Origin of the sequence: Pelotomaculum schinkii (assembly GCF_004369205.1) — a bacterium.
GTDB classification, from domain to species: Bacteria; Bacillota; Desulfotomaculia; order Desulfotomaculales; family Pelotomaculaceae; genus Pelotomaculum_C; species Pelotomaculum_C schinkii.
Genome location: NZ_QFGA01000001.1, coordinates 1419855 through 1439465, shown reverse-complemented (window position 1 = coordinate 1439465; position 19611 = coordinate 1419855). Strand labels below are relative to the sequence as shown.

The window sequence follows — 19611 nt, the reverse complement described above, 5'->3', positions numbered from 1 at the left end:
GGATGGAATTGTGTGCACAAAGAGGATGAACAGGGAAAATGCGGAGAAGAAGTAAAAGTAGCGCTGGTCCATGCGGCTATCCACTGGAAGGATAAGAAGAAAAACCTTGCTAAATTATTGACCTTAAATGAAATGGCTGCCGGAGCCGGAGCGCGGATTATCTTGAACACAGAATTGGCTACCGCCGGCTATGCGTTTGAAAGCAGGGACGATATTGCCCCATTGATGGAAACCATTCCCGGCCCTACAACCAGAGCCTTTGGCCGGATTGCGAAAAAGTATGAATGCTACATATGTATTGGTCTGCCGGAGGTGGCTCCCGGGACAGGCATATTTTATAATGCGGCCGCATTAATCGGGCCAAAAGGACGTGTTTTAGGCAGGCATCGCAAGGTGGCGCCGGCCTTCAGGGAAAACCTGTGGGCTGCCAGGGGCAACCTTCCCATATTGGTGGCGCAGACGGAGTTCGGTAAGTTGGGGGTAATGATTTGCGCTGACGCCTATTCCTATAAACCGGCCAGGGTAGCTGCCCTGGAAGGAGCCCGGCTCCTGCTCGTGCCGGCCAACTGGCCTCCCGACCATCAAAATCCGGAAAAATTTTGGCGGGCGCGGGCGGCGGAAAACGGGATTTACGTACTGGCCTGCAACCGGACGGGCAAGGATAAGAGCATGGATTGCCGTTCGGCGGAGTCTTTTATTATTGATACCGGCGGCGGTGCGGTCAGGCAGTTTAGCTCAATGGATGACAGTATTGTTTACGGTACGCTGCCCCTTGAAAACGGCAAGTTTATTTCATCGGCGGCGGAAGATATCCTGGGCCGCAGGCGGCCTCATTGTTACGCCGACATATCTTTGGATACCTTTTCTCATTTTAACCCTTCTTTTCTGCTCGGGTTGCCGGAACCCGCGGACTTTACGGTCGCTACCCTGCAATTCCGGCCTGTATCCCGGGAGCCTTCGGCGAACACGGAGAAGATGCTTAAGCTTATCGATGAGGCCGCAGCTATGGCTGCAGCTGAGGGCTTTACACTTAACCTGATTATCCTCCCGGAATTATCTGCCACGGGAATTATTTTTGAGCGGCGGGAGGCGGCGAAGTGGTGTGAAGAAATACCCGGTCCTGCGACGAAAGCGTTTACCCGGAAGGCAGAGGAAAAAAAGATTTTTATTGTCCTGGGGATGGCGGAAAGACACGCCGGAAAATTCTATAACAGCTGTGTCCTGATCGGCCCCAACGGAGTAGAGGGGAAATACAGAAAAATCCATCTGTCGACCTATGATCAAAAATGGGCTGAAGCGGGAGAAGGGGCGGCCCCTGCCTTTGATCTTCCCTTCGGCAGGGTCGGTATGCTGGCCGGCTGCGACCTGATGTTTCCCGAGAGCGCTGATGCTTTAGCTAAACTGGGTACGGACCTGCTCTGTGTGCCAGCCCTTTGGGGAGACTGCGAGAGCAAGTTTATCTGGGAGGCCAGACTGGGGGAGCAGATGCACCTGGCCGTAGCCAACCAGTGGGGAGATTTCGGCAAGTTTCATGCCCTGGGAGGAAGTCTCATTTGCAGTTACTCCAGGTATCCGGAAAAAAGGCTCAAGTTGGAATCTCCTGCTGAAGGTGACAAGGTTAACATCATGCGGCTGTCCGGAAAGGAAGCCAGGGATAAGAGGTTTGTGGAGAATATAGATTACGAAGTTCTACTGCAATATATGCGGTCCTTACCTTAGCAACACATTGTTGCAACAACCGATGTCATATTAATGAAACATATTGTCGATCCATATATTGACACATTGCCTGGTTGATTATAAAATCATCGTAATGGGACAGTTGAAGCTGTCCGGCAAGAATTGCTGATTCCTTTTAGCTTTTATGTCTCAGGATCCTTATACACACTGCATTTCTATGAGGTCATGTGCGAATGAATTCGCACCTGCATTTTCAGGGTTTATAAGCAGGGAAAGCCATACATCCTTATAACCGGATTTTAACCACGAAGGTACGGTCTGAAGAATTCAGGCGGGTACTTCGTGGTTTTTTGATTTTAAATTACTTGAAAGAAAAGGAGCGATGAGATGTTAAAAAAACGGAAGCGCGTATTGAAGGTGCTGGGCTGCTTGCTGGTCCTTGCCGCCTATGTCCTTGTGACGGCCGGCTGCGGAGAAAAAGGAGTAAAGGAATCGGGAGGCGAGGCAAGTACTTATACCATAGCCGATCCGACCGGGGATTGGGGTTTTCCATCGCCTTACGCTCATTATGCCCGCGGTCCGGGTTATGTGCGGATGAGTTTTATCTTCGACACCCTGGTCTGGAAAGATGCCGGCGGCTACATACCGGCACTGGCGGAGAGTTGGGAGTACCTAAAAGACGAGGATGCCTACCTGTTCCGGTTGCGTAAGGACGTTACCTGGCACGACGGTCAGAAGTTCACAGCCGGGGACGTTGCCTTCACCATCAACTACACCAAAAAGCATCCTTATCAGTGGGTTGACACCGGCGTTGTCAAGGATGTGGAAGCATTAGACGAATACACCGTCAAAATGTACATGGAAAAGCCTTACGCCCCGTTTTTGGAGCTGGTCGGGGGTACTCTGCCGGTGCTTCCCGAGCATATCTGGAAAGACGTCCAGGAGCCCCGGCAGTTTCAACAAAAAGAAGCTTTGACCGGGACCGGGCCTTATAAGCTGGTAGATTATAACAAGGAGCAGGGTACATACCTCTACGAGGCCAACGAGCAGTATTACCAGGGCGCCCCCGGGATCAAGCAGTTGAAGTTCGTCAAGGTAGGCGGGGAAGTGTCGGCCGCGGCGTTGCGGCAAAAGCAAGCCGGTGTGGCCCAGATACCGCCGGAGATGGCTCAAGAGCTGGAGAAGGAAGGATTCAAATGCCTGGAATCCTCGCATGACTGGGTGGCCAAAATGGTGATCAACCACCAGAAGGCGCCTCTGGACAGTCAAGAGTTTCGTCAGGCCCTGGCTTACGCTATCGACCGTCAGGCGCTGGTCAATACCTGCCTGCGGGGGTACGGCCTGGCAGGCAGTCCGGGGCTTTTGCCGCCGGACAACGCCTGGTACAACCCGCGACTTGACGGACAGTACTCCTACGACCCCGGCAAGTCGGCAGAGCTTTTGGCCGGGCTGGGTTACGTCAAAAAAGGCAGCTATTTTGAGAAGGACGGCCAGACGCTGGAGCTGGAACTGTTGGTCAGCGGCAGCGGTTCCACCATGCAGGGGGCCCCCGGCGAACGTGAGGGCGAGTTTATTAAGGGACAACTGGAGCAAGCCGGCATCAAGATCAACCTACGCAGTCTGGAGGCCAAGACCCTGGACAACCGCGTCCTGGAAAATAAATTTGACCTGGCCTTAAGCGGCCATGGCGGGCTGGGCGGGGATCCCGAAAATTTAAACAAAGCCATCATCGCCAAGGGGTTTAACAGCGCCAGGTACGAGCAAAGCGAAGAGCTTAACAGCCTTTTAAAACAGCAGCTTGCCGAAATGGATCAAGAAAAGCGCCGGGAACTGGTCGGCCGGGTCCAGGAGCTATATGCCCGGGAAATGCCCACCCTGCCGCTGTATTATCCAAACTGGTACTACGCTCACAACGGCCAGGTAAACCTGTTTTTTACCATGCAGGGTATAGGAAGCGGTGTGCCGCTGCCGTTTAATAAAATGGTGTTTGTCCGCTAGAAGGAAGCAGGGGGACGGTTCTTTTGCTTCCTTTCCTTGAAAAACTGTACAGCTGTTCAGTTCGCAGAGCGAATCCTAAAAAATGCAGGGGCGAATTAATCTGAAACATAGCGTATCTGGGTTTAACACCCGAAAATCAGAAAAACCAACATCCATAAAGGCCACCATAAAAGCAGCTGCTGCAAACATGTTCATGTTCGGACCGGCCTGTAATATTGGTCGATATCATTTCGTAAACCGTGGTCTATACCATTGTTTCATCAATTTTTAGGCAGGCGCTGCCCGGCGTGAAAGTGAATGTAAAAATCAGGTTCTCATTTTCATTTGTATTTTCTGATTGAAAATCATAATTAGTTCCCAAGTCCGGCACCGGCGCGCCGGGTGTGGTTGAAACCGGACCCGCATCGCCTGGTTTTCCTCCTGCCGATGGAGATGCTTGCTGCGGGAGCTGAAATTGAAGTAAAGGGGAGCAGTCAGTGAACAAGACCGGGCTGGTTGCCAATTATATGATAGCCTTGCTCGTGATCCTGGCCGTCAACTTCATATTGCCGCGTTTGATGCCGGGCGACCCGCTGCAGGCCATATACGGGGACGAGGCTGTTCTGGCCATGACCCCCCAGCTGCAGGAAGAATTAATCAGGCGGTTTGCCCTGGACCGCTCCCCCTTCGAACAGCTGGTTTCATACCTGGGCTCGCTTTGCCGGGGCGACCTGGGATACTCCTATTTTTATAATGCTCCGGTGGCCGGGGTTATTCTCGGGTTTTTACCCTGGACCATGTTGCTGACCGGCCTGGCCCTGGTTTTATCAACTCTGCTCGGCCTGTTTCTGGGCATTGAGTCCGGTTACAGGCGGGGCCGGCTGCTGGACAAGGTTTTGCTGGGCGGCAATATGCTTTTGAGCGGGCTGCCGGACTTTTTTGTCGGGATCCTGCTCTTGCTTTTTTTTGGTGTGTTTTTAAGCCTGGCGCCTCTGGCCGGAGCGGTGGAGCCGTATGCCGGGCACAGCGGCCTGGCCCTGGCGCTGGATGTCCTGCGGCACCTTGCTTTGCCGCTGGCCGCCCTGGTTATAGCGCGCATGACCGGCGCCTACCTGCTGACCCGCAATACGATGGTCGCAACGCTGGGCTCTGCTTATATCTTAACCGCCAGGGCCAAGGGCTGTACGGATAGTTCCATCAGGTACCGTCACGCCGGGAGAAACTCCCTGTTGCCGGTTATCACCGCGGCAGGAATGCAGTTTGCCAACCTGGTAACAGGCACGTTGTTTATAGAAATAGTATTTTCCTATCCGGGCATAGGATCGCTTTTATATAAGTCCCTCTTGACACGGGATTACCCTCTCCTGGAGGGTATCCTTTTGCTGGTTGCGCTGAGTGTTTTACTGGTTAATTTCCTGGTTGACCTGCTGTATACAAAAATCGACCCGAGGGTTAATTATGCACATTAACTACTGGCAGGAAATCAAACAAGACAGCCTGGGCCGCGGCGGTGTCACGTTGATTGTTCTGGTCGTGGCCATGGGCGTTTTTGCCCCGCTTCTGACCTCCTATCAGCCGTCCGGTTATGCGGGGCCTGTCTTCAGCCCGCCCTCGCTGCGGCACTGGCTGGGGACCAACGACGTGGGGCAGGACATCTGGACGCACCTGCTTTATGGAGCGCGCACGTCGCTTGCCGTAGGCTGCGGTGTGGGCCTGCTTTCAACTATGCTGAGCATTGTCGCCGGCGGTACGGCCGCCCTTTGCGGCAGCCTCTATGACCGGGTCCTGATGCGGCTGGCGGACGCTCTTATTATTATCCCGCCGGTCATTGTGGTTATTCTGGCGGCGGCTTACTTAAGGCCGAACACGATGCTGCTGGTGGTCCTGCTCTCGGCCCTGCTCTGGCCGGGCGGGGCGAGAGTGGTACGGGCGCAAACCCTTTCCCTTAAAGAAAAGATGTCCGTTTCGGCGGCCCGCACTTTCGGAGCCTCCTGGAGCCACCTGTTGTTTCGCCACATCGTGCCGGATTTGGGGCCGGTGCTGGTGGCTGTAATCATCCAGGACATCCGCCGGGCCATGTTTATGGAAGCGGGACTATCTTTTCTGGGTGTCAGCGATCCGTCTATGATCAGCTGGGGCAAGATGATGCAGCAGGCCCTTAAATTTGTCTACCTGGACGCCTGGAAGTGGTGGCTGCTGCCTGCGGGATTGTTTCTGTCCATCACTGTAACCGGTTTCACTTTTACTGGTTTTGCGCTTGAAACATACCTGAACCCCCGTTTGCGAAGAGAGGTTAAGCATGCTGGAAGTTAAAAATTTGGAGGTTTCTTATGACGGCTTACCCGTTATAAACGGTGTGAGTTTTGAGCTGCGCAGGGGAGACGTGTTGGCTGTAATCGGTGAGTCGGGCGCCGGCAAGACAACCCTGGGCTTAAGCATCCTCGGCCTGGTGGAAGGGCGCTGCTCAGGCGCTGTTATCCTCAATGAAAGGAATATTCTGACCTGCCCGGAAGAGGAGCGCCGCCGCATGCGGGGCAAAGAGGTGGCCATGGTTTTTCAAAATGTTGAAGACGCCCTGAACCCGCTTTATACTGTCGCCAGCCAGATTGTCGAGTCACTGGAAATCCACAGTTTGTGGGAGAGGGCCGCTGCCTGCAACAGGGCTCTTGAGCTGCTTGCCACGGTGGGCCTTGAACAGCGCCAGGCCCGGTCTTACCCTCACCACCTTAGTGGTGGGGAAAAACAAAGGGCGCTGATAGCCCTGGCTCTGTCCAACAACCCGGATGTCCTGATTTTTGACGAACCCACAGCCTCTCTGGATGCTCTGACAAAGGCGCATATCATTACTTTGCTTAAAAAGATTACTTTAGACAAGATTTCCCTGGTGATTACCCACGATATTGCCACGGCGGCCAGACTCACCAATAAAATGGCGGTTTTGTACGGAGGCAGGATTGTTGAGGCCGGCGTTACCGGGGAATTACTGGCCAATCCGCGCCACCCGTATACCAGGGCGCTGCTGCGTTCGTATCCAGGTATGGATACAACCAAGGACCTGCAAGGGATCCCGGGGAGGTTGTCGCACGAGGCTGCCGGCTGCGCGTTTCACCCGCGCTGTACCCAGAAGGCTGCTGTGTGCGGCAGCGAAGTACCGCCCCTGGTAAATGCTGGCGGCCGTCAGATAGCCTGCCACCGGGGCGGTATCGTACCCTTGCTGGAGATTAAAAAATTGAGCAAGTCGTTCGGCTCCCACATGGCTCTGCAGGGCATCGAGCTGACTCTTTGCGAGGGAGAAACACTGGCTCTAGTGGGGGAGAGCGGTTCGGGGAAAACCACGCTGGCAAAAACCGTGATAGGTCTGATAAAAGCCGACGAGGGACAGATCCTGCTGGATTGCGGGGGTGAAAAAGCCAAAAATGTCAGGAGCCACGAAAGGGTGCAGATGGTTTTTCAAAACCCCGGAGAGTCCATCAACCACCGTATGAATGTCTTGCAGGCGGTTAAGGAACCTCTGGATATAAACAGGAGGAACACAGAAGAAGAGAAACTGGCACAGGTCAAAGGTGTGTTGAATGATGTGGAACTGCCGTCGGACGATCTGTTTTTGCGTAAATATCCACACCAATTAAGCGGCGGCGAGATCCAGCGGGTGGCGATCGCCAGGGCGCTGGTTTTAAACCCGAAAGTGCTGATCGCCGATGAGCCCACTTCGGCGCTGGATCCCAGCGTACAGGCCAAAATACTCAAGCTTTTGTTGAACCTGCAGGAAAGAAAGGGGGTGGCCATCTTGTTGATAACCCACGACCTGGCTCTGGCCAGGAAAGTGAGCGACAGGCTGGCGGTAATACAGCAAGGCAGGATCGTCGAGGAAGGCCCATGCGCTCAAGTTTTAAGAAATCCGCGCAGCGAATATACCAGAAACCTGCTGGCAGCCATGCCTGGTCAGGCTGCTGTGGAACAGCTTAAGAAAAGTCCGTCCGGCGCCGGATGGGAGGCTTTGCCCTGTGTATGATAGTTTTGAGACAACCAAAATTATAATCGGTAAAGGAGTGATGAAATGATGAGTGTAGAAAAAAATGATTGGGAAAAGTCAGTCGAGTTTCATGGCCACTCCTGTCCCGGCCTGGCCATCGGCTACCGGGTGTCCAAAGCCGCCTTGGGTGAACTGGCTGCGGTCCGCGCAATTGATGAGGAACTGGTGGCTATTGTAGAAAACGACGCCTGCGGTGTAGACGCCGTCCAGGCGCTTACCGGCTGCAGCCTGGGCAAGGGCAACCTGCTTTACCGTGACCACGGCAAGCAGGTATATACCTTTGTCTGCCGCGACAGCGGCCGGGCGGCGCGTATTGCCGTCAGGGCTTCGGCCTGGCGGAATCATCCCGGGCACAAGGAACTGAGAATCAAATACTTCAGAGGTGTCGCCTCTCCGGAAGAGCGGGAGGCTTTCCGGCAAATCCAGCGGGAGCGCACCGAGAGGATTCTCGAAATGCCGGCGGAAGAGCTTTACGAGGTCCGGCAAGTAGAAGTGGAGCTTCCCCCCCTGGCGCGTGTATTTGATACCCTCATCTGCGCGGAATGCGGCGAGCCGGTCATGGAACCCCGCGCCAGGTTGCAAGAAGGCAGGGTAGTCTGCCTGCCCTGCGCCGGCCAGTACACCCGTGGCTGGTAGCAGGGGGTGTCAGGTTATCACAGGGGGGCATTCATCCTCTCATGGTTGGATGAATTCTTTATAGATAAATGATTCCGCAGGTCAAAAACCTGAGGTCAGCGCTTGCTATGTATATTATGCCATCATTGGATTGACAGAAACCGGTGATGGTTTCTCTTTTTTTGTACGGTATAGGCACTGAGAAATTATGTTTGGGCGGGGAAGTGTCGCTTATCCCACAAAAAATGGCAATGCCATGAAGGAAACTTGACGCAAAAGGTGGAAGTATACATATTAGTAATCAAGATCCAATGTCGCATGCTTATCCTGGAGGTGTCTAGATTGATAAAAAAAGTCTTTCCATTACTCTTAGGTGTTTTAATTGGCGCGCTGGTTTTTGGCACAATTGGTTTTGCGTCCGGCTCTCAACGGCAAATCACAGTGGATTTCTTGCCTCTCAAATTTTTCTTTAACGGAGTCGAAAAGCATCTGGAGCAGGATCAGCCGGCTTTCGTGTACAACGACGTCACTTACGTTCCCGTGCGCTTTGTGGCTGAGACATTGGGCCGGCCGGTGGAATGGGATGGAGACAATTTAAGTATATTTATCGGTGAGAAAAGTTCGGGGAAACAAAAGATCATTGTAGGTTCAGACGCAACGTATCCGCCGTTTGAGTATCAGGATGAGGCTGGAAGATATGTAGGTTTTGATTTGGATATGATGGCGGCGATAGCTGAGGCAGCGGATCTGGAGGTAGACTTTAGAGATATGCCTTTTGACCAATTAATTTCAGCCTTGCGTAGCGAGCAAATAGATGCTGTCGTTTCTGCCTTGTCTATTATTGAAGCTAGAAAAGCGGTGATGGATTTTACAGACCCTTACTTTCATTCAGGACTGATTATCGCAGTCCGCCCGGACAACAGCAGCATCAACAGTTTACAGGACCTGAAAGGTAAATCCATCGGAGTCCTCAGTGTTACTTCGGCAGAGGAGCACGCCAAAAAGGTGCCGGATGCCAAAGTGAAATCATTTGGAAGTTGGGAACAAGCCTTTTTAGGGCTGGAAGAAGGTACGGTTGAAGCTGTGATAAGCGATTATCCAGTAGCCGCAAATTTTATCAAACAGGGTTACGACCTTAGATTAGCGGGTGAAAAATTTGCTGTTGCGGATTATGGTATTGCAGTATCCAAAAACAATCCGGAACTCCTTCAGAAATTAAATTCAGGTTTGCAAACAATTAAGGCAAACGGTCAGTATGACATAATCTACAAGAAGTGGTTTAAGGATTAAAGATTCTAGGGCGTCGATATCTACAATTTCCCGAATAGTTCCATTCAGGTCTTCCCATTTGGCGCCCACTTCCAGGGGCGCCTTTAAAATAATAGCAAAAGCAAAGCCGCAAAAAGCGGCTTTGATATTTCATATTGATTTCTTACCCATACCTATACTGATCAAATGAGATAGAAATTGATTGGCGCTAACACCTTCTTGTTTGGCAGTCTCAACTATTTTTCTGTGCAGGCTTCTTGGAATCCTTAGAGAAATACGTCCATTATAATCTTCATTGCTTGATGGTTCCGGTATGGTTATGCGATTCTCAAAAGCTGCTTTAATCCATTCACTTTTTGCAATCATAGAATCATTAATTGCTTCCTCTATCGTATCACCTGTACCGACACAATAGCGAAGGTCTGGAAATTCAACGACAAAACCACCATCATCAAGATCAGGTCTTACGGTGAAAGGATAAGCAAGATTGAGGTAATAATTTAGATTTTTATTGGCATCTTTACTTGTAAGATTACTTGTGCTTTTACTCACAGTTGAATCACTCCTATGTTCGTTTCGTATAGCCTTATGATGGGGTTTATAACCCCATCCGCTCAAGAAGGTCTTTTAAGTTTTCAAGGTATACCCGTTTCACCGGTTTTCCGCTTCTTCGAACTATCCCAATTATGTAGTTAGGCGCCTTCGTATAGGTGTAGTGACTTCCTTCATTCCGGCGGGAGAAGTCTAGCTGTTTTAATAAGGTGTCAATATCTTCAAAGTCCGCTTCTTTTGCGTTTTTTAGCTTATCAATTAGTTTTTGCCTCTGGCTCAACAGCTATCACCTCTCGATGACATTATATATGATGTCAAAAGTTAATGTCAATATAATTCCAGAAGCGATAATTAGTGTCTTGAAGAGAAAAAATATATTTGAAAAATTATCGTATCCTGAAACTTTTTAATTTTTCCCGTGTATTGGATAGTAGCGGTTGGAAGGGGGGCGCTCCCTTGGATATGGATGATCACCAGGTAATCAGCTTGTGCCGGGAAGGACGGGAAGAGGGTTACCGCCAGTTGCTGGCCCGGTATGAGGGCTATATCTACAGCTTATGCTACCGTCTGACCGGTAACCGGGAAGACGCCCTGGACTTAACACAAGAAACCTTCATTAAAGTGATCCACGGCCTGGATGGCTTTCAAATTAACCGGGCCTTTAAACCCTGGCTGCGCCAGATAACTGTAAATGCATGTTACAACTTTTTAAACCGGCGGTCGCCCGCCGGAGTATCCCTCGAACAACCGCTTGATGAAGGCTTGACCCTGGCTGACGTACAGCCGGCAATTGAGGACCCGGCCCGGGAGGTGGAATGGCGGGACACCCGCCGTCTCCTTTGGGAGATGGTTGAACGGCTGCCGGCCTTGTACCGTCTGGTCCTGGTCCTTCGCCACCAGGAGGGAATGAGTTACCGGGATATTGCTGAGGTAACCAGGCTGCCTGAAGGTTCAGTTAAAACGTACTTATTTCGGGCCCGCCGGCGCTTGCGGCAGGGTATGGCGGAGCAATACGGCTGGGAGGGATAAAATGAACTGCAACCTGGAAAACTTGCAAGCATATATGGATAATGAACTGGATGACTTTGCCAGGCAGGAAATGCAAAAGCATTTTAACTCCTGCCGTTCCTGCCGCCGGGAACTGGCCCGCTTGAAGCTCATCTGGCTGGAATTGGCGGAAACGGAGACAGTTGCGCCTCCTCCCGAACTGCCTTACCTGCGCCAACAGGTAATAACTTCAACCATCCGCGGCCGGGCAGGAGAACAAAAAGACAGCGCCGGCATTTGGGATACGCTGGAGATGGCCTGGCAGCCGTTTTTATTAGGGGCCAGTTTTTTGCCCGGCGCAGGTCTGATTCCCTGGTTGAACCAGACTGTCAATCCGAAAATGCACAAACCAGGCGCCATTTCTTTTAGCAAAAGTCTCTGGCAGTTTGCCCGGAGAAATTTGACCAAGGGGGATAAGCCTTGACTCCGATCCTGGTAATTATGACAGCAGCTGCAGGCATGTTAGTCCTCCTGCTGATCATGCCTTTTGACTTTACAGGCCGGGGTGAATGGGGGGACATTAAATATATTGAGGCCAGGCTTAAGTGGGCCGGCGGACTGGCGGCGATAGGCTTCGCAGTACGGGAAGGTTCTTTTAATACTACACTGAGCATAGGCGGGCTGACGCTATGGCGGGGAGGGAAGAAGGAAAAAAGCTTACCGCGCCCTGGAAAACAAAAAACGGTCAAAAAGAAGAATGATTTTAACTTGCGTAAAACAATTGAATTATTGAGCGACGGAGAACTGTTTAAGGCGGGTATAGCTTTTTTGCGCCGTCTGGTCAGGGCTTTCAGGTTGGATATGAAGCTGTCCGGCCGGTACGGCGCAGACGATCCCGCCCTTACCGGCTTATTAGCCGGACTGGTGGCTCTGATCAACGGGGACAGGATCAAGCTCAAGATGCAGCCTGTTTTTACGGAAGCTGTTTTTGAATTAAGAGGCGCCTTGCGGAGCAGGGTTATCCCTGCGGAACTGCTGGGCATATGTTTAACCTTACTTTGGCAGAAGCCGGTCAGAAGAATATGGTTGTCCGTCATTAAAAACAAGATGAAGTTTAAAAAGGAGGCAGCGCAGCATGTTTAAGGAGAATGTCGAAGCTATTCTTTCCAGCCTGAACAACATGGTTTCAACCAAGACGATCATAGGTGAACCGATTATTCATGGAAACACCACCATTATTCCCATCCTCACGGCCAGTTTTGGCTTCGGCCTGGGCGACGGGGAAGGCAGCGAACCGAGCCGGGGCACCGGCAAGGGTAGCGGCGGCGGGGCCGGCGCCAAGCTCGCGCCGACAGCTCTGATCATAATGCAGGGTGATGATGTAAAGATCTATTCCCTCGCGCAGAAGGGCACTATGGAAAAGCTGGCCGAACTGGTACCCGTGATAATGTCGAAAATGAAAAAACCCGGTGAGGACGACTAGTATACGAGGAGTATTATCAACAGGACAAATTGAAGGGTGTAAACCTGGGGGAGCGGCTTATAGTAGCTGTTCCCCTTTTGATAAAGCAATTCAATTTACCGGGAATGGCGGTAGGACAAGGATATTGCAAGCTATATAATTACTGACATACTTTGCAAAAACAGCTAAGTAAGGGTATGATTTAAGATGTAACAACCTCGTACTAGAGGGGGAAAATATGATGCTATCAAAGAAAGCAATCATTTTTGGAATAATTATAATTATATTTATAGCAGTATTTATATGGAAGCAAGTATTCGCATGGACTCCAAAGATTAGAGATGATAAGGGAAGTATAAAGCCTAACAGCATCGCCTCTCTGGAAAAAACAAAAATCGGTGGTATGGACCAATGGATATTGCTCCGGGGAAACGATATTTCCAATCCGGTATTGCTTTGGCTGCATGGAGGTCCCGGAGCTCCACTAATGCCGGTAGCACGGCATTATAATGGAGCTTTGGAGTCAGAATTCATTATTGTTCAATGGGATCAACGCGGGGCCGGAAAGTCCAATCCGCTTGATTTTGATGAGCAAACTATGACTTTCGAGCAGTTTTGCGGTGATACCCATGAATTAACTCAGTATCTCAAGAAAAGATTTAATAAGGAGAAGATTTACCTGGTAGGTCATTCCTGGGGAACCCAGATAGGCAGCAAAGTTGCGTATGATTATCCGAATGACTATTATGCATACATCGCTGTTAGCCAGGTTGTTGACCCTTCAATAGGTAATGAAATAGCTCATACCTGGCTTCAAAAGGAAATTGATCTTAGTGGAAATCAAGCACATTTAAAGCGTCTAAAGGATTTAGGAACTCCTCCTTATACTGAACACGAAGACTTTGTTTCGTTTATTAAAATGGTTGATTCCTACGGCGGAGGAATGGATATAGGAATGGATAAACTGGCGCTTATAGCATTGAAATCCCCTGAATACAGGCTTAGCGATTACTATTCCTGGTTAAAAGGAGCTAATAGAGGAAGCGGCCCCATGTGGAAGTCCAGCTTATCCTTCAATGTTTTTCAACAAAGTCCCCGGTTCCTTATGCCTGTATATTTCTTCAACGGCGTAAAAGATTATAATACACCTCTTGAACTGGTAGAAAAGTATTATGAGGTCCTTGATGCGCCTAAAGGAAAATATTTAGTAAGGTTTGAAAACTCAGCCCATGCTCCTTTTATGCAGGAAGCAGAAAAGTTTAATAACGAATTAGTGCGTACGAAAAAGGAGACATATAAGAAGTAATTGCTTAACTACTATAGTTATCACGATGATGTGAATACTGGCTGTTGATTTTGGGCTTAAGGTACTTGCCGAGCTTATCCGCTGGAGTACTTCAGATGGGAAAAATTGTATATCATTATCTTTATTATATAATCTTCACATTATTGCCCCTGGATGTGTTATTATTTAGTAGGCTGAAATTATTTAAATAGTTAAGGAGAGATGATACCTTGAGGAAGAGTTTGTTTTTTGTTGTTATGGTGGCGTTAATAACTGTGGTCCTGGCTGCCCCTGCTTTTGCCGCCGGGGAGGTCCAACTGCAGGTTAACGGAGATACGGTACCTTCACCTGCCCTTTACCTTGACAACGATGTAACAATGATTTCTGCCGGCACTTTTGCCCGTTTATCCGGCGCCGATTTCAGCGAAAACGGGGAAGTCTTGACCATTACCGAAAACGGGAAGGCCCTAACCTTGACCAGCGGCAAAGATGAAGCCGTGCTCGGAGACCAACCCGTAGCGCTGCCTCGTGCGGCGGTTAAAACCAACAATGTTGCTTATGTTCCGCTCCGTGCGGTCAGCAGCGCTTTTGGTTTTGAAGTAGGCTGGGACGCAGAGAAATTGCTGGTGTCGCTGGTCAGAGAAGAGACCAGGGACGGCATGGCCCCGCTTGAGCTCCTGGCCAAGTCCAATGCTGCCTGTCAGGCTATTAACACCTATTCTATGGACGGTTCCTTCGACATAGACATGGAGATTATGGCCGACGGGAAGCTTATGGAAGACGCTCCCAAAAATCTGGGCATGTCGTTAACCAGTCAGATTCAGAACGATCCCCTGCAAATTTATATAACGCAAAAGGTCAATGCCGACGAAGCCGGCCAAATCCCTGAGATGGCTGTGGAAATGTACATGGATGAAGAAAAAATGTACATGAAAATGCCCGGTCAGGAATGGCAGGCCATGGGGCAGCCTTTCTCCTCCGAATTTTGGAAACAGCAGCAGGATATCCAGTCCGATCCTCTTAAAGCTATCGCGCAGATGAAGGAAATGGGGATTCTGGTGAACTACGGCAACGACACGACAGTGGACGGCAAAGACTACTATGTGTTGAATGCTTCTCTGGATTTTAATAAGTTCATGGAGAATTTCCAGGAAATGTTCCAACAGGCCATGCAGGCTGCGTCCAGCGGGGCGGCACAGGAAAATCCCGCCGATATGCAGCAGGAGTTGCAACAGATAATGGAAAACGCCAGTCTTGATTACTTCTACACAATTTTGATCAACAAGGAAACGCTGATTAGCGACATCATCAATTTCAATGCCAAGATGGATCTGACTATGGAGAACCCGGAACCTGACACAGACCCTGACACCGACCAAAGCGGAGAGCAAGCTCCGGAGGAAATAAGGATTAAGTATGACATGAACGGGCAGTTTAACATCAGCGGTCTGGGCGAACCATTTAAAGCCCCCGTTATTGATGACAGCGTTAAAAACCCTGTTGATTAAACCGGACCTGTAATTTTTCGTGACCGGCGGTCAGCCGCCGGATAATACTTAGTCAATGAACTAACAAATGCCGGCGAAAGCCGGCGTTCATAAGGAAGTATTATTAACAGGGAACGGTGCAGCCAGAGGGCTACGCTGTTTCTCTGTTTTTGCGCAACATTTCATCAGTTAGTTCGTGGATGTTCAGGATGCCCAGGCCGCCTATATGGTTTTTACAGATCAAGGAATACCCTTTCTAAACGATTACTCAATCTGCTAAGCAGCTCATTGGTGATCGTCCCAGCGTTTACCGCCACCTGCTCTGCTGTAATTTCTTCGGAGCCATCCTTACCAATCAGCGTGACAACATCACCCCTCTTTATATCAGGAAGCCCGGTAACATCGGCCATAAGCTGGTCCATACAGATTCGGCCAATAATCGGCGCGCGGCACCCATGAATTAAAACATGGCCTTTCCCCGTGGAAAGGCTGCGCGGGAAACCGTCTGCATAGCCAGTGGAAATGACGGCAACTTTCGTTTCTCGCTCCGCGACAAACTCCCGGCCATAGCCAACACTCTCTCCTGATTCAATCGTTCTGGCCAGGACAACCTTCGATTTCAAGGCTAAAACGGGCCTTAAATCCAATGAGCATTTGGTCTGTGCATCAAATGTGCTTAAAACGCCGTAAAGCGCAATCCCGATTCGGGCATAGCTGCATTGTAGTTCAGGATAATTCAAAACCCCGTAACTGCTTTGTATGTGGATTTTGGGAAGCTGAATGTGTTTTGCCTTTAACCCGTCCAGAAGCTCATAGAAATGCTGAATTTGTGCTTTGGTAAAAGCAACATTGCCGGTTTCCGTGCTATCCGACACACACATATGGGAAAAAATCCCCCTGACCTTAAGATTTTCACAGTCAAAGATAGAAGCTATTTCAGATACATGTCGATAATTTTCTCCCAGCCTGTTCATACCTGTATCCACTTTAATGTGAATCTGTATCGGTTTGCCAAAACGATTCAACTCCCGCGCGTGCTCCGCATCCACTACGGTTTGCGATAAGCGGTAGCGAAAAAGCTCGGAGGTTCTTGCCTCAGATGTATAGCCTAAGATAAGGATTTCCCCTTTCGTTCCTTTCCTGCGCAGATAGATAGCTTCATCAATCGTGGCAACGGCAACGGAATCAACACCAATGCGATGCAGATAAGCCGATATTTCGGCAGCTCCATGCCCATATGCGTTTGCTTTTATAACAGCCATGATTTCGCATCCGACAGGAAGCGCATCCCGCAGGACCTGTACGTTATGGCGCAAGTTGAGCATATTGATCTCGGCCCATACCCGATCCTTATGCCGTTGCATAGAATTGGACTTATGGGTACGTTTCCTATTCAAAATCATGACAAGCACGATGGCAGCGGCAAAGGAGCCTGACGCAACGGCCAGATAATGAATGACACTGTTATCTATCAGTAGCCTTTGCAGTCCAGTCGCTTTCGCAAAACCACGAACTACCACGATAACCGCCGGATGAATCAGATAAATAAGCATGGATAGGTTACGCAAATATTTAGGGTTTTTCCCTTTCCAAAAATGCAGGCTCTGAAACAGAAAAAACATGCAGGGCAAAAGCATCAAATACATGCTGTCGTGCTTTGGAAGCTTAAGACTGTGCAGCAGCAGTCCTTCTGTGAGCATGAACACAAAGGACACCGCAAGTCCAATTAAGCAGGTTTGCAGAGGTATCCTTTTCGTCTGTCTTGCAAGCAGCGCACCCAGCATGAAGAAAACAGGGGCGAAAAACAAGCCGTTTCGCGTGTAGTCGGAAAACCAAAACAAGTTCTGGTAAACTGCTTTTAGAAACGGAATTTTTTCAGAAATACCGTAATAGCTGTCACCGAATAGCCCAACGATATACAAAATCAGACTGATGATAAATGCCTGTCTGGATGGCAGCCTTTTCAGCAATAGCCAAGCAATGCAGGCGCCGAAGATGGCCGCCGGAAGATACCACAAATGATAAAACGTACCGTCAAAAACAATGTCTTTCAGGAGATTGGGCAAGCACCTCCATTCTCCCAGTGTTCCCGCATAGATATTCAGCGGCAGATAAAGCAGGATGGCGATGCCATATAGGAAAGCAGTCTTTTTCAAAAGCACCGCCAATCCATAGAAATTCAGCTTTTCTGCTTCCGTTTTGGAAAACAGGAAAAACCCTGAAACCATAAAGAAGAAAGGAACCGCGACACGGGCAAGAACCCTTGTTAAAACAAAATCGGCTGTTTCATTTAGTCCTGACAAGGGCGATGTATGAATCGCAACTACAAGGAAGGCTGCTATTAGCCTAAAATAGTCAATGCCGGCGTATTCTTTTTTTTGAGGTATCGTCATCAGCGATCCCTCCATAACGTCACCACAATGCCGTCCTCGTTGTTGCCTGAAACCTGATAAGGAACTCCATCGGAAATTTCTATAATCGTTTCATGATCACGCTGAACAGGAACATAGAAAATCTCAAAATCACGTTTATTGCGCTTGAAACGCAGATGAGCGCCCCGGTAGGGGTACTGTTTAAGATAGTCCGTATATTCTTCCAGCGTCAACGCTCTTTCTTTCATCATTTGTGAATGAGGATACCCTACATAGCGGAAATGCCACGGTTCATGGGCAATGTGTGTAATCTGCTCACGCCCGGCCGGATAGCGTTCGGTAAATCCATATTGGATTGAGAACTCCCGAAAACGCCCCCAGATGCCGGTGTATGGAAAATCAGGGCGAATAAAATCAATATCATCCTTGTTCTCGGCAAGATCAATCGCAAGGCCCGTCTGGTGTTCGCTGCACCCGGGAATGGCAACATATTTTCGGGTGAAATCCTCCCCGTGTTCATGCAGGGAATCCGCATAGATTGTCTGCTGTTCCCGCATGGTTCGGTAGCCGCTGACCGGAACAATCTGATGCTCGCAGCCTAAAAAGGCCGTGACCTCCGCCAGCATTTTTGCGGCTTGCCTTTCCAAAAGAATATGCGTAGTATTGGGGCGCACGGATACAAGGCAATCCTTTGACATATCGCCCCTAAAGGGGTGTAATGGATTGACAAGGATCAAATTTCCTTTGGCAATGTCCATCCTCCCAAATCGGAGCGTTCTCATGGTTGCATCGCCAGCTTGATTAATTCATCTACAATCTGCTCAAAGGTCATCCCAATACCTTTTAGCATATTGGGGTAGCGGCTATGGGAGGTAAAGCCGGGAATGGTATTCACTTCGTTAAAGACGATTTCATTTTCAGGGGTCAGAAACAGATCCACCCGTGCAAAACCTGAACAGTTTAGCGTCTGATAAATGGTTGCTGCCGTTTGTTTGATACGATTTGCCGTATCTGCGTCAATGCGGGCGGGCATATGGATTTTAGAGGTTTTCAGCGTATATTTTTCCGTGTAGTCAAAGAAGCCTTGTGACAATTCAATCTCATCGACTTCGCCAATCGTAAGTGTTTCGTTGCCGAGCACAGCGCAGCCGACTTCAAAACCTGCAATGGCTTCCTCAATGATAACCTTATAGTCATGCTGAAAAGCCGCTTCAACCGCACCCGATAAATCACCCGCATCGTAAATCTTTGTGATCCCCAAGGATGAGCCGGCATTGGCCGGCTTAACGAATAACGGGTATTGCATATGAGCAGTCTGTTCTGATAACTTCTTAGCCGGGATTTGAGAAGGCAGGACAATGGAGTTGGGTGTTTTTATCCCCGCCAAGTGTGCCAGCCTGTGAGCAATATCTTTATCCATGCACAGAGCCGAACTAAGCGTTCCGCATCCAACACAAGGGATGCCTGCCATTTCAAGCAAGCCCTGGACCGTGCCGTCTTCGCCGTTTTTACCGTGCAGAACAGGAAACGCTACGTCAATAGGAATCGCCGTCGCCTTGCCGCCATCCAGCACAAGAATGCCATGTGTATTGCGATCCGGTGAAATGACAGCCGGAACGCAGGAATCATGTTTCCGCCAGGTGTCGTTTTGAATTTGCCGGATGTTGCCACTATATTTCATCCATTCTCCTTGACGGGTAATGCCAAGCAGAATGACATGATACTTTTCAGGGTGAAGGTTTTCTATCACCGAACAAGCCGATTGCAAGGATACCTCGTATTCGGTGGAATGGCCGCCAAACAAAACGGCTACTGTTTTTTGTTTCATAAAAATCACTCCTTTGGTCTGATCTTTCAAAAATACAAAAAGCCTGCCCTGATTCGGTAATTTC

Annotated in this window: 18 protein-coding genes; 13 read left to right on the top strand and 5 right to left on the bottom strand. The window is 49.7% G+C overall.

Translation table 11 applies throughout. The annotated features are described in order from the left end of the window. Window positions 1-12: 12 nt before the first annotated feature. From Psch_RS06795 to Psch_RS06765, 7 genes are all read left to right on the top strand, one after another. Complete coding sequence (locus tag Psch_RS06795; protein ID WP_190239608.1) at window positions 13-1719, top strand: carbon-nitrogen hydrolase family protein; 1707 nt, start codon at window positions 13-15, stop codon at window positions 1717-1719. A gap of 348 nt (window positions 1720-2067) precedes the next feature. Next, window positions 2068-3678, top strand: a complete 1611-nt coding sequence (locus Psch_RS06790; RefSeq protein ID WP_190239607.1) for an ABC transporter substrate-binding protein — start codon at window positions 2068-2070, stop codon at window positions 3676-3678. Between the two features lie 476 nt (window positions 3679-4154). After that, window positions 4155-5126: an ABC transporter permease gene (locus Psch_RS06785; protein WP_206663729.1), complete on the top strand. Its 972-nt coding sequence runs from the start codon at window positions 4155-4157 to the stop codon at window positions 5124-5126. Then, the gene (locus Psch_RS06780; protein WP_190239606.1) at window positions 5116-5970 is read left to right on the top strand and encodes an ABC transporter permease; all 855 of its coding nucleotides are present in this window, start codon (window positions 5116-5118) and stop codon (window positions 5968-5970) included. Before Psch_RS06785 ends, Psch_RS06780 begins: the two co-directional genes overlap by 11 nt. After that, on the top strand, window positions 5957-7669 hold the full coding sequence (locus Psch_RS06775; RefSeq protein WP_190239605.1) for an ABC transporter ATP-binding protein: 1713 nt from the start codon (window positions 5957-5959) through the stop codon (window positions 7667-7669). Before Psch_RS06780 ends, Psch_RS06775 begins: the two co-directional genes overlap by 14 nt. A 45-nt stretch (window positions 7670-7714) precedes the next feature. Next, window positions 7715-8326 (top strand): FmdE family protein, encoded by a 612-nt coding sequence (locus Psch_RS06770; RefSeq protein ID WP_345789059.1) that lies wholly within the window; start codon window positions 7715-7717, stop codon window positions 8324-8326. 321 nt (window positions 8327-8647) lie between these two features. Beyond that, window positions 8648-9595, top strand: coding sequence for a transporter substrate-binding domain-containing protein (locus Psch_RS06765; RefSeq protein WP_190239604.1), 948 nt, complete (start codon window positions 8648-8650; stop codon window positions 9593-9595). Window positions 9596-9724: 129 nt separating this feature from the next. Here the strand turns inward: Psch_RS06765 and Psch_RS06760 are convergent, their stop codons facing one another. Together Psch_RS06760 and Psch_RS06755 are read right to left on the bottom strand one after the other, a co-directional pair. Then, the gene (locus Psch_RS06760) at window positions 9725-10126 is read right to left on the bottom strand and encodes a type II toxin-antitoxin system HicB family antitoxin (RefSeq protein ID WP_190239603.1); all 402 of its coding nucleotides are present in this window, start codon (window positions 10124-10126) and stop codon (window positions 9725-9727) included. A gap of 46 nt (window positions 10127-10172) precedes the next feature. After that, window positions 10173-10406 carry a hypothetical protein gene (locus tag Psch_RS06755; protein WP_190239602.1) on the bottom strand — a complete coding sequence of 78 codons (234 nt, stop codon included), beginning with the start codon at window positions 10404-10406 and terminating at the stop codon, window positions 10173-10175. A 182-nt stretch (window positions 10407-10588) separates the two neighbouring features. Here Psch_RS06755 and Psch_RS06750 point away from each other — a divergent pair, with 182 nt between their 5' ends. The 6 genes from Psch_RS06750 to Psch_RS06725 all read left to right on the top strand — a co-directional run bounded on the left by Psch_RS06750 (window position 10589) and on the right by Psch_RS06725 (window position 15368). Next, window positions 10589-11155: an RNA polymerase sigma factor gene (locus tag Psch_RS06750; protein WP_190240251.1), complete on the top strand. Its 567-nt coding sequence runs from the start codon at window positions 10589-10591 to the stop codon at window positions 11153-11155. 1 nt (window position 11156) lies between these two features. Then, on the top strand, window positions 11157-11597 hold the full coding sequence (locus Psch_RS06745) for an anti-sigma factor family protein (protein WP_190239601.1): 441 nt from the start codon (window positions 11157-11159) through the stop codon (window positions 11595-11597). Beyond that, the gene (locus Psch_RS06740) at window positions 11594-12256 is read left to right on the top strand and encodes a DUF2953 domain-containing protein (RefSeq protein ID WP_190239600.1); all 663 of its coding nucleotides are present in this window, start codon (window positions 11594-11596) and stop codon (window positions 12254-12256) included. Before Psch_RS06745 ends, Psch_RS06740 begins: the two co-directional genes overlap by 4 nt. Beyond that, window positions 12249-12596, top strand: a complete 348-nt coding sequence (locus Psch_RS06735; RefSeq protein WP_190239599.1) for a GerW family sporulation protein — start codon at window positions 12249-12251, stop codon at window positions 12594-12596. The genes Psch_RS06740 and Psch_RS06735 overlap by 8 nt, the downstream gene beginning before the upstream one ends. Window positions 12597-12813: 217 nt before the next feature. Continuing rightward, window positions 12814-13881 carry an alpha/beta fold hydrolase gene (locus Psch_RS06730; protein ID WP_243123967.1) on the top strand — a complete coding sequence of 356 codons (1068 nt, stop codon included), beginning with the start codon at window positions 12814-12816 and terminating at the stop codon, window positions 13879-13881. Between the two features lie 209 nt (window positions 13882-14090). Next, window positions 14091-15368 (top strand): copper amine oxidase N-terminal domain-containing protein, encoded by a 1278-nt coding sequence (locus Psch_RS06725; RefSeq protein WP_190239598.1) that lies wholly within the window; start codon window positions 14091-14093, stop codon window positions 15366-15368. Between the two features lie 212 nt (window positions 15369-15580). Here Psch_RS06725 and vanT read toward each other — a convergent pair whose 3' ends face one another. The 3 genes from vanT to vanG are packed head-to-tail and all read right to left on the bottom strand — an operon-like array spanning window position 15581 to window position 19547. Continuing rightward, window positions 15581-17734 carry a serine racemase VanT catalytic subunit gene (gene vanT / locus Psch_RS06720; protein ID WP_190240249.1) on the bottom strand — a complete coding sequence of 718 codons (2154 nt, stop codon included), beginning with the start codon at window positions 17732-17734 and terminating at the stop codon, window positions 15581-15583. 5 nt (window positions 17735-17739) lie between these two features. Then, window positions 17740-18477, bottom strand: a complete 738-nt coding sequence (locus Psch_RS06715; protein ID WP_243123966.1) for a M15 family metallopeptidase — start codon at window positions 18475-18477, stop codon at window positions 17740-17742. 20 nt (window positions 18478-18497) lie between these two features. Further along, window positions 18498-19547 (bottom strand): D-alanine--D-serine ligase VanG, encoded by a 1050-nt coding sequence (gene vanG, locus Psch_RS06710; RefSeq protein WP_190239596.1) that lies wholly within the window; start codon window positions 19545-19547, stop codon window positions 18498-18500. Window positions 19548-19611: the final 64 nt, after the last annotated feature.

Bases quoted from the DNA above. Each gene is read 5' to 3' on its own strand.
- vanG (WP_190239596.1), bottom strand. From the start codon at position 19,547: ATGAAACAAAAAACAGTAGCCGTTTTGTTTGGCGGCCATTCCACCGAA.
- Psch_RS06790 (WP_190239607.1), top strand. From the start codon at position 2,068: ATGTTAAAAAAACGGAAGCGCGTATTGAAGGTGCTGGGCTGCTTGCTG.
- Psch_RS06745 (WP_190239601.1), top strand. From the start codon at position 11,157: ATGAACTGCAACCTGGAAAACTTGCAAGCATATATGGATAATGAACTG.
- Psch_RS06750 (WP_190240251.1), top strand. From the start codon at position 10,589: ATGGATGATCACCAGGTAATCAGCTTGTGCCGGGAAGGACGGGAAGAG.
- Psch_RS06730 (WP_243123967.1), top strand. From the start codon at position 12,814: ATGATGCTATCAAAGAAAGCAATCATTTTTGGAATAATTATAATTATA.
- Psch_RS06780 (WP_190239606.1), top strand. From the start codon at position 5,116: ATGCACATTAACTACTGGCAGGAAATCAAACAAGACAGCCTGGGCCGC.
- Psch_RS06735 (WP_190239599.1), top strand. From the start codon at position 12,249: ATGTTTAAGGAGAATGTCGAAGCTATTCTTTCCAGCCTGAACAACATG.
- Psch_RS06770 (WP_345789059.1), top strand. From the start codon at position 7,715: ATGATGAGTGTAGAAAAAAATGATTGGGAAAAGTCAGTCGAGTTTCAT.
- Psch_RS06775 (WP_190239605.1), top strand. From the start codon at position 5,957: ATGCTGGAAGTTAAAAATTTGGAGGTTTCTTATGACGGCTTACCCGTT.
- Psch_RS06715 (WP_243123966.1), bottom strand. From the start codon at position 18,477: ATGGACATTGCCAAAGGAAATTTGATCCTTGTCAATCCATTACACCCC.